Annotated in this window: 11 protein-coding genes, 1 pseudogene and 1 riboswitch; of the genes and pseudogenes, 6 read left to right on the forward strand and 6 right to left on the reverse strand. The window is 39.7% G+C overall.

Annotated elements, in window-relative coordinates; translation table 11 throughout:
• Positions 1 to 390: 390 nt before the first annotated feature.
• The 5 genes and pseudogenes from J0N78_RS03175 to J0N78_RS26080 all read left to right on the forward strand — a co-directional run bounded on the left by J0N78_RS03175 (position 391) and on the right by J0N78_RS26080 (position 4,803).
• Positions 391 to 1,026 (forward strand): YigZ family protein, encoded by a 636-nt coding sequence (locus J0N78_RS03175; RefSeq protein WP_209121579.1) that lies wholly within the window; start codon positions 391 to 393, stop codon positions 1,024 to 1,026.
• A gap of 503 nt (positions 1,027 to 1,529) precedes the next feature.
• A complete protein-coding gene (locus J0N78_RS03180; protein ID WP_209121580.1) occupies positions 1,530 to 3,536 on the forward strand; it encodes an N-acetylmuramoyl-L-alanine amidase family protein in 2,007 nt (668 codons plus the stop codon).
• Positions 3,537 to 3,862: 326 nt separating this feature from the next.
• Positions 3,863 to 4,098 (forward strand): annotated as a pseudogene (locus J0N78_RS25650) (hypothetical protein); the annotation flags it as partial.
• Between the two features lie 138 nt (positions 4,099 to 4,236).
• Positions 4,237 to 4,599, forward strand: a complete 363-nt coding sequence (locus J0N78_RS03190) for a Fic family protein (protein WP_247747133.1) — start codon at positions 4,237 to 4,239, stop codon at positions 4,597 to 4,599.
• 81 nt (positions 4,600 to 4,680) lie between these two features.
• Complete coding sequence (locus tag J0N78_RS26080; RefSeq protein ID WP_280637167.1) at positions 4,681 to 4,803, forward strand: hypothetical protein; 123 nt, start codon at positions 4,681 to 4,683, stop codon at positions 4,801 to 4,803.
• Positions 4,804 to 5,041: 238 nt separating this feature from the next.
• Here J0N78_RS26080 and J0N78_RS03195 read toward each other — a convergent pair whose 3' ends face one another.
• The 5 genes from J0N78_RS03195 to J0N78_RS03215 all read right to left on the reverse strand — a co-directional run bounded on the left by J0N78_RS03195 (position 5,042) and on the right by J0N78_RS03215 (position 11,083).
• Positions 5,042 to 5,671 carry a cell wall hydrolase gene (locus J0N78_RS03195; RefSeq protein ID WP_209121582.1) on the reverse strand — a complete coding sequence of 210 codons (630 nt, stop codon included), beginning with the start codon at positions 5,669 to 5,671 and terminating at the stop codon, positions 5,042 to 5,044.
• A 320-nt stretch (positions 5,672 to 5,991) separates the two neighbouring features.
• A complete protein-coding gene (locus J0N78_RS03200) occupies positions 5,992 to 7,233 on the reverse strand; it encodes an MBL fold metallo-hydrolase (protein ID WP_209121583.1) in 1,242 nt (413 codons plus the stop codon).
• A 53-nt stretch (positions 7,234 to 7,286) separates the two neighbouring features.
• Positions 7,287 to 8,945: an ABC transporter permease gene (locus J0N78_RS03205; RefSeq protein WP_209121584.1), complete on the reverse strand. Its 1,659-nt coding sequence runs from the start codon at positions 8,943 to 8,945 to the stop codon at positions 7,287 to 7,289.
• Between the two features lie 13 nt (positions 8,946 to 8,958).
• Positions 8,959 to 9,996 (reverse strand): ABC transporter substrate-binding protein, encoded by a 1,038-nt coding sequence (locus J0N78_RS03210; protein WP_209121585.1) that lies wholly within the window; start codon positions 9,994 to 9,996, stop codon positions 8,959 to 8,961.
• Positions 9,983 to 11,083, reverse strand: coding sequence for an ABC transporter ATP-binding protein (locus tag J0N78_RS03215; RefSeq protein WP_209121586.1), 1,101 nt, complete (start codon positions 11,081 to 11,083; stop codon positions 9,983 to 9,985). The genes J0N78_RS03210 and J0N78_RS03215 overlap by 14 nt, the downstream gene beginning before the upstream one ends.
• A 146-nt stretch (positions 11,084 to 11,229) precedes the next feature.
• Between J0N78_RS03215 and J0N78_RS03220 the strand changes: the two genes are divergently transcribed.
• Positions 11,230 to 12,111, forward strand: a complete 882-nt coding sequence (locus tag J0N78_RS03220) for a LysR family transcriptional regulator (RefSeq protein ID WP_209121587.1) — start codon at positions 11,230 to 11,232, stop codon at positions 12,109 to 12,111.
• Between the two features lie 20 nt (positions 12,112 to 12,131).
• On the opposite strand, the gene J0N78_RS03225 is transcribed toward J0N78_RS03220, so the two are convergent.
• On the reverse strand, positions 12,132 to 12,509 hold the full coding sequence (locus tag J0N78_RS03225) for a hypothetical protein (protein ID WP_209121588.1): 378 nt from the start codon (positions 12,507 to 12,509) through the stop codon (positions 12,132 to 12,134).
• 46 nt (positions 12,510 to 12,555) lie between these two features.
• A riboswitch (cyclic di-GMP riboswitch) is annotated at positions 12,556 to 12,640 on the reverse strand.
• Between the last annotated feature and the right edge of the window lie 221 nt (positions 12,641 to 12,861).

Below are 12,861 nucleotides of genomic sequence, written 5' to 3' on the forward strand. Positions count from 1 at the left end.
TTGGACACGTTTGATGGACCGAAGCGACCTCGAGCCGATGACACCTGTAGCTAGACAAGAAAAGCGCAAGCGCCCGTTTAGCGGCGTATGGACTAGAGCCCTCCGTATGAGATAAAGGCAACACAGAGAGCGTAAGCGATCTGATGTTAACTTATCGTAAGGAGGAGAGCGAAGTCCACTAGACGCTGGGCGCTGCAGCTAGACAAGAAAAGCGCAAGCGCCCGTTTAGCGGCGTATGGACTGGAGCCCTCCGTATGAGATAAAGGCAACACAGAGAGCGTAAGCGATCTGATGTTAACTTATCGTAAGGAGGAGAGCGAAGTCCACTAGACGCTGGGCGCTGCAGCTAGACACCATTGAAATTTATACTTTTTTAAAGGCGGGGTTCTATTGTTACTCTCTTATTTAACTGTAAAAGGCTACGGCGAACACGAAATAAGTATACAAAGGTCACGATTTATTACATATGTCAACCGGGCAACGACAGAAGATGAGGCCCAACAATTTATCGAAACGATTAAGAAAAAGCACTGGGATGCCACGCACAACTGCTCCGCTTATCTCATTGGTGAAAATGACGAAATTCAAAAAGCAAACGATGACGGCGAACCGAGCGGAACCGCAGGGGTTCCGATGCTAGAAGTGTTAAAAAAGCGCGGCTTGAAAGATGTCGTCGTAGTTGTCACTCGTTACTTTGGCGGTATTAAACTCGGGGCAGGTGGCTTAATTCGTGCATATGGAAGCGCTACGAGTGAAGGCTTAAACGCTGTCGGGATCGTCGAACGCAAACTGATGCAAATCGTTCACACAACGATTGACTACCATTGGCTCGGTAAAGTAGAAAATGAACTACGTCAATCATCTTATCTATTAAAAGAAATCAACTATTTAGACCAGGTCAAACTTCAGGCGTATGTCGGAAAAGAGCAAACCGACCTTTTCATAGACTGGATGACAAACCTAACGAGTGGACAAGCGTCCATAACAATAGGAGAAATCGAGTATTTAGAGCAAGACTATGACTAAAGTCGTTATCGTTCGACAATAACTTTACGGAATTTGTCTCATACGATAATATTATTTTGATACCTATTTATTCCTATGTAACTACTATTAACCAATAAAGACCACACCTTCCATCAGTCATTTGGTTTATTTATTTTCTAGTGATGATGAGTACACAACTCCATTTATAGTGTAGGTTTCCTTTTATTCCTAGAGGAAGCCAACTACCTGTAAATTCATCCTATTTTAACAAACGAAAGGAGGTCTTGGGCGTGAAAGACGTAAAGTGGAGTTCACCTATTAGTCTTGCCTGCATCGGAATCTTTTTCGGCGGGTTAGGTATTTTATTAGATACGATTTGGAAGTATTTTTTAAGTTTCGGATGATATGAATCATTAGCTAAAAGAGGACAAAAGTACCGAGAAGTTCAATATATTGAACTTTACACAACGAAGAAATTCATCAGCCCTTTCCCGGACTTTTAACCTTTATAAAATAAATCTTAAAGGAACGAGGAATAATCTATGGTAAGAAGTAAATGGGCGGTCGTGTGTTTATGTGTTATTCTTCTTTCTAGTTTTTACATCGGTTACGAAAAACATACGAATGCAAATCAAAGTCAAATCGTGGCCACCGGCACGGTGACGGTCAATTCGCTGAATGTAAGACAAACCCCTTCTACGTCTGGGGCTCGTATTGGTAGTCTCGCGCGTGGTGCAACAATTTCCATCTATGAAACTAGCGTCAACGACAGCTGGTTAAAAATTAAACTGAATAGCCAATGGGCTTATGTTCATGGCGATTACGTCAAAGTCACTCCCGTGAGTACTTCGTCTAAAAACTCGTCTAGTAACCAGAACAGCAATAATACTTCCAGCTCCATCATTGCGACTGGCACAGTGAACGTCAACTCCCTGAATGTCCGCCAAGCACCGTCCTTATCAGCTACACGAGTTGGAAGTCTCTCTCGTGATGCAAGTTTCTCAATCTATGAAACTGGTATTAATGGCAAATGGCTTAAAATTAAGCTCAATAACCAGTGGGCCTATGTACATGGCGATTACATAACAGTGACAAAAAATAACAACAAAGGCAACAGTAATGACTCAAATAACAGCAATAATAATAACAATAGTAGTCAAACTAATAATAGCAATAGTAGCAATCCGATTATCACAACAGGAACCGTCAATGTGAATTCATTGAACGTTCGGCAATCCGCTTCCACATCAAGCACTCGGGTTGGTAGCCTCGCTCGTGGCGCTAAGGTTTCCATTTATGAGCAAAACATCAATGAAAGCTGGCTCAAAATTAAGCTCAATAATCAATGGGCATATGTGCACGGAGATTATGTCACCGTTACGAACAGCAATCAAAACAATAGTGGTTCAAATAATAACAGTAGTAATAATAATAACAGTAGTAATAATAATAACAGTAGTAATAATAATAACAGCGGTAATTCGGATACCGTCATCGCAACTGGTACCATTGATGTCAATTTACTGAATGTCAGAAAAATAGCTTCAACTTCAGGGACTCGTGTTGGCAGTCTTTCGCGAGGGGCTACCGTTTCCATTTACGAACAAAAAGTGAACGGTAGTTGGCTTAAAATTAAACTGAACAACGAGTGGGCCTACATCCACGGTGATTATGTGACCGTTACCGCAAGTAATAACAATCAAAGTAGCGACGGCTCGTCCAATAGTAACAATAACAGTAACTCAGATAGCATCGTTGCAACCGGTTCAGTGGATGTCACCAAGCTTAACGTCAGGGAAACGGCTTCCACGTCAGGAAATCGAATCGGAACACTCGCTCGTGGGGCTACAGTGTCAATATACGAGATAAATATAAATGGGAATTGGCTAAAGATTAAACTCAATAACGAGTGGGCTTACATTCACGGTGACTATGTGACGGTAACTGTGAAAAATAACAATCAAAACAGCAGTGGTTCGGCAAACAACACTGTTCCACCAAACGCTCTAGCTAACAAGACGATTGTCATCGATCCAGGTCACGGCGGAAGTGACCCTGGTGCGGTTGGAAATGGTCTTCAAGAAAAAGATGTCGTTCTGCGAGTGTCACTCGCTCTTCGCAATAAATTAAAGGCATCGGGCGCGAACGTCGTAATGATCCGCGATGAAGATGTATTTGTTCCGGTTAACAAACGTTTTGAAATCGCCAATGCAACGACTGGACACTCGTTTGTAAGTATCCATACGAATTCATTATCCAATTCCTCCGCCCATGGCACCGAGACGTTTTGGAACCGAATGAATCAACACGTGGAAAGCCAAAAGCTTGCCCAGATTGCACAAAAGCATTTGATCCAACAGCTAAGTACCCGTGACCGCGGCGTAAAAGAAGGTAATTTCGGTGTCGTACGCTACACAAAGCTACCTAGTATTCTCGTAGAACTCGGCTTCATCACCAACCCGAACGATGCAAACATGATGAAGCAAGACAAATTCTATGAAGACGCAGCCGAAGCCTTGTTACAAGCTTTAGTGGAATTTCATAAGTAAACTCGAAAGAAAAATCATAAGTATGTTACAAAAAGCACAGGGTGTCTTAATGCCTTGTGCTTTTTGTATGTTCGTTAGAAAGGCACCCTATTTATAAGAAAAGCGTAAGCACCCGTTTAGCGACGTATGGACTAGCCTCGGCCGCAGGAGATAAAGGAAACACAATGAACGTTAGTGAAATGCTTGAAGATAAGATTGACCAGCAGCAAGATTGGGAGAAAGTTGAGGTTCGAAATTATCAAAGTGCCCTAAAATTAGGTGTTGAGGCCATTCAAACTGGCTATCCTTTAACAGAGCATTTAATTCGAGAAATGCATAAAGTATTAATGCAGGATGCACGCGGTTCTACTAGTTCTTCTGGTGAATACAGGAAAATTCAAAATTTCATTGGACCAACAAAGCATATTAAGGATGCTTCCTATATTCCGCCCGAGCCTCAGCTTATAGGAGAATATATGAAAAACCTTGAACGTTATATGAATGGTCACCCTTATCAAACTATAGAAGAAGAACCGTTACACCCTCTAATCAAAGCAGCTATCATTCATGGCAGTTTGAATCAATCCACCCATTCTTAGATGGAAATGGACGTTTAGGCAGAATATTAATTGTCTTATACTTACTTCAGTCCAATTTGATTAATTCACCATTCTTTTTCTTAAGTGAGGAATTGGAAAGGGAGAAGTTTAGATATTATGCTATGTTAAATGGCGTTCAAGCAATTGGACGGAAAGAGCCAGATTGGAAAAGTTGGATTTTATTTTTTCTTAACGCTACTATCCGTATGGCTACACATCAGTACGAAAAATTAGACCGTGCTGAAAAGTTATATCATGAAGGACTCTCAAAACTTCAACAGCCCGCCACAAAGAAAGTTTGGGGAGCTCTGTTTTCTAGCCCGATAGCTACAGTAAAACAAATCCAGGAAGCGACCGATTTAGCTCCTCCAACCATTCGAAAAAGCTTAGTTCAACTAGTTGAACTAAATATGATCTTTGGAGACGATAGAAAAAGAAATCGCCGCTATTATCAATATGATCTTATTCGGATAATGTCTGAATAAAATAATAAAATCCGAGTAAAATACACCTTTTCTGGATACGCTAACCATCAGAGTTAATTAATTTATTCTGGAGGTCACAACATGAAAAAAGAACTTGAACAAGCGGTCGAACACGCAAACGAAACCAATCCTTCTTCACGCTCTGGAGGCAAACCAAGCACTTCTAAGAAAAAGAAAATGAAAAAATCGAACAAGCATGATTAAAAAGCATTAACGGTACAACCATTCATCCCTAAACCGGATTAAGTATGTAAGTCTTACTTTTGAACGGTGTACAATGCTTGAATTTAGTAAGCAAATAATTTGCTACCATCGTTAAAATTCGGTATATTCAGAATATTAACGATGGTAAAGTTCTCCGACAAAATAGTGAGAAAATCCTGATGACAACTTAATTTTCCACAAGCGACTAATTGCTGAAGAACTATCTAATGACATGAAATCAATCAGCAAAAAGATGCCTCCCAATGCTAAACTTCGGTGTCGTGTACGTAAAGATCCACTCAGACGTAGCAATTTGAGGGTTGTAATAATAAGTAGCTCCATGGCTAGGATCCCAACCTTTCCAAGCATCCTTGACAGCGCGATACGCTATATACGTTGGAGTTAAATTGTATTGACCATCCTGTACAGCCGTAAATGCATTTCTCTGATTAATAACGCCTTCAACTGTTGAAGGAAATTCTGAAGAATATAAGCGATTTTTGATAACAGCAGCAACTGCTACTTGGCCTTCATAAGATTCTCCACGTGCTTCTCCGTGTACGACCTTTGCCATTTTCTCGATTTCAATCAGTCGATGCAACGTTTTGGGACCTGCAACACCATCAACTGAAAGACGAAAATCTTGTTGAAGTCGTCGAACGGCATCTTCTGTTAACGTTCCATAGTATCCTGTTGGAGCAACTTCTAGATAATCTAATTCGACCAGCTTTTTTTGTAATGCAACGACTTGTTGTCCCCGATCTCCATTTTGGAGCGTATACTCATTTGCATGTAATTCTTTAGGGAACATCCACATTACCAATGAACACACACAAACAGAGATAAAAAGTATTACTTTTTTCGACATGTTAAAACCTCCTTTTTTTACATTAAAACACGAATAAAGCCAAATCAAAACAATATTTTCTTTTTTAAGAATATCTTCCTGTATAATATAGATAAATAGAACCGGAGAAAAGTCACAAGCTTACTAGTTTCACTAGACATATTTCATAGAATAACCATATGTTTTACAAGAATTACCTATTGCCCTATAGAATGCACCCATGCTGGGCGTACAACGAAAAGCAACTGAAGGAAATACCTATCAGTTGCTTTTACACTCGTATTTATATAAATTATCTGAAACTATCCGTTAAGTTTCTATAACAGACTCTGACTCGCCATTTATACTTTTAGGGATGTTGTAAGCTTAGGCACTGATACATTTCTTCCGGTGCTTTTATGAAGTAAATCGGCAAGTGGCTGGCTTGACGCTAGATTACTATGTGTTAGCCAAATTTTATTAGGCCGTATTGCTTCGATCACATGCTCAATTTCGTAAACAGCGGGGTGAACTTTATAGCGAGTAGTACTGATCATGATAGATGGTTTCCGACTCTCGTTTACTTTGTCAACGAGCTTAATGTTTTTCGGACCGGTATAAATGATTTGTATTGGCTCCTCCCTCTCAAGCCACCAGTCATCCGCTAATAATTTACTTTCACTAAAGAACGCTATGAATAGCCTGCATTTATCTTGCGCTAACGCTCTCCCCTCTAACCATTCAATTACCTGTTTATATCGCAAATAAATTTCTTTTTTTAGCCAACTCTTGGCCAGGAGATACTCTTTCGCTGCATGGAGGATCGGTTGATCGACTATAACCGAAATCTGATCCCGCTTCATCACCTTTTCTAAAATGAGAAACATATCTTGTGCACGACCAAAGGGCGGTAATGGAAGTATGACAGAAGTGTCTTGGTCTATGGATTGATTGACGGCATGAATTAGCTTCTGACTATATTCATTTTGGTGAACGTTCTCAACACCATACGCCCCATCCATCACTGCAACATCAACTCCACCAACGACTTTCGGTTGATCGTACTCAAGTAAATACGACTCTAATGAAAAATCACCTGAAAAGAAAATCTTTTCTCCCTTGAATTGAAAGAAGTACCAGATTGCACCAACAACATGCCCGCTTTTTCCAAACTGATATGTCAGCCCGGGAATTTCGGTTTCGATCCAACGAAGTGCCAACCTCTCATCAATCACCTTAAAAGCTAAATTCCGTTCATCTTCTATTGTATACGGACAAGTCCCGTTGTGCTTTAATTGTGTCTTTCTCCATACACCTAAATAGTATTTCGTCTGAGTAATTGTTGACGGAGTAGCATATACGTTTCCTTTAAACCCGAGATGTGATAAATACGGTAATGCGGCTGAATGGTCCTTATGAGCATGAGTGAGAAAAACTGCAGAAATGTCACTAGCCAAATCACTCGTCAATAATGGATATTGCTCCGCTCTAGTCGCTCCATTCTTCATGACACCACAATCAATTAAGATTTTCTTATTTTCCAATTCTAATAAAAAACAGGAGCGGCCATATTCCCCCGCTCCTCCTAAAAACGTAAGTTTCATGCTGTGCTTCATCCTTTACAACGTAGCTAGGGTAAACCTTCAGGCTCAAGTAATTAATATCGATACATTTGAGATTTATATTTGATTTGTTCGAGCACGACAAGAAAAGTCGTCGTAATTCCAACTGAAATTAATGCCATTGCCATTCCAAGAGCCGATGAACCTTGCTCGAATTGTGAGTAAATAAATGTAGCGGTCGTATGCATATTCGGTGGACGGAGGATTAAAGAGCCCACTAACTCCCGCATTGAGATTGTAAAAGTCATCATCCAACCCGCTAATATCCCAGGGATAAGCAACGGTAATAAAATCGTCCTCAGCTGATAGAACTTGTTCGCTCCACTGACCATCGCAGCCTGGAACAACGAATCACCTAATTGACCATAAATTGCTTTGATATTTTGCACTGTAAAAGGCAAATACAGAACAACATACGTCAGAACGAGCATCATCCATGTATTGTAAACGGATAAAGGCATCCAAACGGCATTCCAGAACAGGATTAAACCAACCACAATCACAATACCCGGAACCGTGTTTGGTGCCAGACTAAGGAAATCGACAGCATTTACAACTTTTCCACGCCTTTTTGTTACCGTAATCGCAATCCAAATTCCAATCGTAACACTAATCGTTGCGGCAAGTGCAGCAAGCCAAATACTATTGGTTAAGGCAGATAAGCCATCACTATCCTTAAATAACGTTTCAATATGGCTAAGCGTTAAATTGGAAAATGATAGTCCGTCTCCTTGAACCTTCAAAAAGGCAGTGGATACGACTGAAAAATACGGAACACCAATTGACAGGATAAGGACCATCATTAAATAACCCCAGGCAAGCACTCGATATTTGCCAAGCTTCAATCGCACGACCGTTTGCCCTTTTCCAGAAACCACTCGATCATGACGTCTTTGAACCATCCACTGTTGGATATACCAAACGGTCATACTTATACCTAGCAGCATCGTGGAAAGGATCGCCGCTGTACCATAATCTATCGGCCAAGTAGACGAATACCGATGAATTTCAGACGTTAACACATAAAAGCCGATTTGATTTCCTAGTGTCACCGGTGTTCCAAATTCACCAATCGTTTTAACAAATACAAGTAATGCTCCCATGCTATACCCTGATAAAAACAGAGGAATGATTACTTTTCTTAATCGATAGCTAAAGGAACCACCATGAACGATCGCTGCTTCTTCTACGCGTCCACCAATGTTTGCTAACGTATTTCTCATAATCAAATAAACAAACGGAAAGAGGTGCAAGCTCATGACAAGTACCATTCCAAAATAAGAGAAAAACAAAGGTGTAATACTACTTAAAAACGGAAACATTTGCTCCACATAACCATTCGGCTGCATCGACAAAATCCAGCCCATCGCCCCAATATACGGCGGCGTCATAAATGGAATAATTAAAACGACATCAATCCATCTGTGCCTCTGTATATCGGTTCTAGCCATGGTATAAGCAAGAGGTGCTGCAATTAAGGTCGAGCCTACAATAACACCAAATCCTAGCAATAATGAATTCCACAAGATTTTCTGGTGCTTTGAGTCTAATAAAATTAAAAATGAATCAATCCCTGTAAAACTTCCCTCTGGTAACACACTTTTAATTAATAACAGAACTAAAGGAATAAGGACTAATATGGCTAAAGAAATAAAAGCTAAATATTTATTGATTTTGTTCGTAATATTTTTCATGATGTATTAATGATTAACGTACTAATTCAGTAAATTCTTCTAAAATAGTCTGCCCATTCTCTTCTAAGAAACTCCAATCGAAATCCAGTAAAGCAATCTCTTCAACAGTTGCTCGGTCCGGATGAGGTGCAACATTTTTACGTCCCGGAAGTAAATATGCATTAGCGACAAGCGCTTGTCCTTTATCTGATAGAATGAAATCAATATACTTCTGTGCTGAAGAAACATTTTGAGCTGATTTTAAAATAAATGCTGGGCGCGGTGTTATCATCGTTCCGCTCGTTGGATAAACAATATCAACCGGTTCTCCCTTTGCTTTGTTGTTATATACCATATAATCGACACCAGCCATAACCACTTGATTGGCTCCATTAATAACAGTTGTTAATGCTGGATTATTCGCTCCTCCAAGTCGTATTCCGTTATCTTTAAGCTGCGTAAACATTTCCCAGGCAGCGTCACCTTCTTGATCAACATAAGCAGCAAGAAAATCGCGAGCTGTCCCCGATTGAGAAGGGTCTGGAATGGCAATTTGACTTTTATACGATTCGTCTAATAAATCCGACCAATCCGTTGGTGGGGTTTCTACTAAATTCGTATTATAGCTTAAACCTAATGCAGATGCAGCAAAACCATAGAAATGAAAGTCTTCATCATACCACCCGTTACGCATTTGCGCTGCATATGGAGATTCGTATGGTAAAATTAGTCCACGCTCCATATAATCAATCGCTGGAGGAAGCGAAGCCAGTATAACGACATCAGCCATTGGGTTATTCTGTTCAGCTTCTAATCTTCCTAATACTTGACCCGTCGTCGATTGAAACATATCAACCTCAATACCTGTTTCCTCTTCAAATGCCGCAGCTAACTTTTCAGCTAATCCACCTGGACCAGACGTATATAAAACAAGTTTTCCTGTTTCATCGTTGCTAGAGTCTTGGCCTCCGACTTGTTCATTGGAAGTTTCATTGGCAGCTTCATTATTTTGACCACATGCCGTAAGTAACATCATAACAATCATTAATAAAAGTACACTAAGCCGTTTCATAAATATTCTTTCCTCCCGATTTTTCGATTAAATGGATTCGATCTGTGTCCAGATGACAATACACTTCTTCACCAACGCTGTAACGCTTAGATACATACGCTAATAACGTTTGCTTGCTTTTCTTAATCCTTAGTAAAACTTCGTATCTTTCTCCAAAAAAGCTTGAGCTTTCTACTACCGCAGAAATACTATCTTGCTGAGCAACATCCGTCAATTTCACTTGCTCCGGGCGAATGATCATCTTCACATCCTCTTTTGAAGCAAAAGCTTCAAGCTCTTTATGAACAAAAGGGATCGATACATGTTCGTTCAATGCGAGAAGATTTTTTCCTTGTACTATTACAGGTTGACCATTGAGAATAACTCCTCGTCCAACGAAGGAAGCGACCGTTTCATTTAGTGGCTGATGGTAAACCTTCTCTGGAGTGTCTACTTGTATCACTTTTCCTTTTTTCATTACCACAATTCGGTCTGACATCGCCATCGCTTCATGTTGATCATGTGTAACATAAACTGCTGTTACGCCTAATTTACTAACGAGTGTTTGTAATAGAAGCCGCATATCATCTCGAAGCGTGGCATCGAGTGCACTTAATGGCTCGTCCAGTAATATAATCGACGGCATACTTGCGATCGCTCTTGCAAATGCAACACGCTGCTGTTGTCCACCCGAAAGTTGATGCGGATAGCGATCGGCATATTCCTTTAGCTGTACGTTCTCTAAAGCATCAATAACTTTTTCTTTCAAACCTTTCTTTTGACCCGTTGCCTTCAAGCTATAAGCGACATTCTCATATACGGTCATATGTGGCCACAGAGCAAAGTCTTGAAAAACCATTCCTATTTTTCTTTTCTGTGGCGATACTTCGATTTTATTTGTATAAGAAAAAATCACCTTCTCACCAAATTTGATCTCTCCGCCGTCTGGTGTTTCTAAGCCTGCAATCATTCGTAATAGTGTCGTTTTTCCACATCCTGAAGGGCCTAGTAAACTAATAAATTCACCTTTTCCAATTGAGAGTTCTATCGGGTGAAGTGCTTGTAATGAACCAAACCGTTTCTCAATTCCTAAAATCGTAATTTCCACGGTTTTCCTCCTTCATTAACTTCTTTCACCGTTTACTATACAGGCCAATTATTAAGGAAACTTTAATATTAAGTTAACATTCCATCAAAGTTTTGTATGTAATATCTATATTGTTATAGATTTTTTCTATATAGGAGTGTTATTTAATGAACATACATCAGCTTCAAATCTTTCAGAAGCTCGTCCAGGTGAAAAGCATTACAAAGGTTGCAAATCAACTTGGCCTTAAGCAGCCGACTGTCTCTTTTCACTTAAAAAAACTAGAGGAAGAATTAGGGTTATCGTTATACAGTAAGCGTGCCGATGACTTTTCGCTAACACCTGCCGGAAAAACGTTATACAATTACGCATCAGAAATTCTTTCACTCGTATCAGAAGTTGATCGAGTTATGAAAGATTATCAATCATTTAAACGCGGTGAGTTGCTCATTGGTGCTAGTCATATCCCTGCCAACTACATACTTCCACCAGTGCTTAGCACCTTTACAGAAGCGAATCCAAATATTCATTTATCGTTAACGGTGCAATCGACACCGTCAATTATTGAGCTCATCAAGGAAAAAGAAATTGATTTCGGTGTGGTTTCGGAGCAAAATCTTTACGATGAAGCGATCGCCATACATCGTATTGTAGGAGATGAACTTACTGTGATTTTTTCAAAGCAGCATGAACTTGCTCAAAAGCCTGATCTAACAATCGACGATTTTAAGGATCAAGCCTTTATTTTACATAAACAAGGGTCTACAAGGGAAATGATTAACGGATGGGCAAAACAGGAGAATATAAAACTTCCATTAAAAATGGAGTTAAGTTCAATTGAAGCGATTTGTACGATGGTAAGAATGAACACAGGAATATCAATTATTTCAAAACGTGCGGCAGAATTTTTTATTGAACGAGGAGATCTCCTAGCACAACCTGTGCCTAACATGGAAAATAACCGAAATATATCACTCGTCTACCGTAAAGACCGACCGATTACCCCAATCATGCAACAATTTATTAACAGCCTGTTCCAACAGACTTAATTCCGGTTGGTGCCTGGCACCTATAAAAAATCACGAACATAGGTGCCATCGCGTCCATTGAGGTACGGATTAATATGCCCACCAAACTTATACTTATATCCACGCCATTGTAAGGACGTAGGTGAGATTTCTTTAGATAACTCGGTTAACTCAATTCCTAGAAAACCTTTTTGATGAGCAATCTTTTCTAGCACAACGACAAGTTGATTTAACTGATATTTAGAAATAGCTTTTTTACATTCAATTACAACGACTAAACGTTTATCGCGTCCCGGTTTAATCGTCATTTTGCATTCGATAAAGTGTAAATATAGACAAACTAAATCCTCCGTGTAACTGACAAAATTCAATACTTTGTTCAGCTCACTAAAATCTTCTATATTTATCCGAACAAACAAAACGAATCCTCCTCTTACTAATCTCCTAACCGCACGGAGGCCCATATTCGGCAACTGGCGAGCATAGTTCGTTAACTGTAGCCCCTATAGTTTTGCGTCACCACTTTTCAGTGATTTTGCCTTTTCGTACGATTTTTTTAGTATCTATTACTACTTTAGTCAAATTTTGTCGCATTTAATATAGTAATTACTGCTTATTTTTTTACCTATAGATACCATTAATTATATCTTTTTACACTAAAATTATGTGAATTTATACTAAGAAAAGCGTAAGCGATCTGATGTTAACTTATCGTAAGGAGGAGAGCGAAGTCCACTAGACGCTGGGCGCTGTAGTTAGACAAGAAAAGCG

Source organism: Alkalihalobacillus sp. BA299, assembly GCF_017745675.1.
In the GTDB taxonomy this organism is placed as follows: Bacteria; Bacillota; Bacilli; order Bacillales; family Bacillaceae_F; genus Alkalihalobacterium.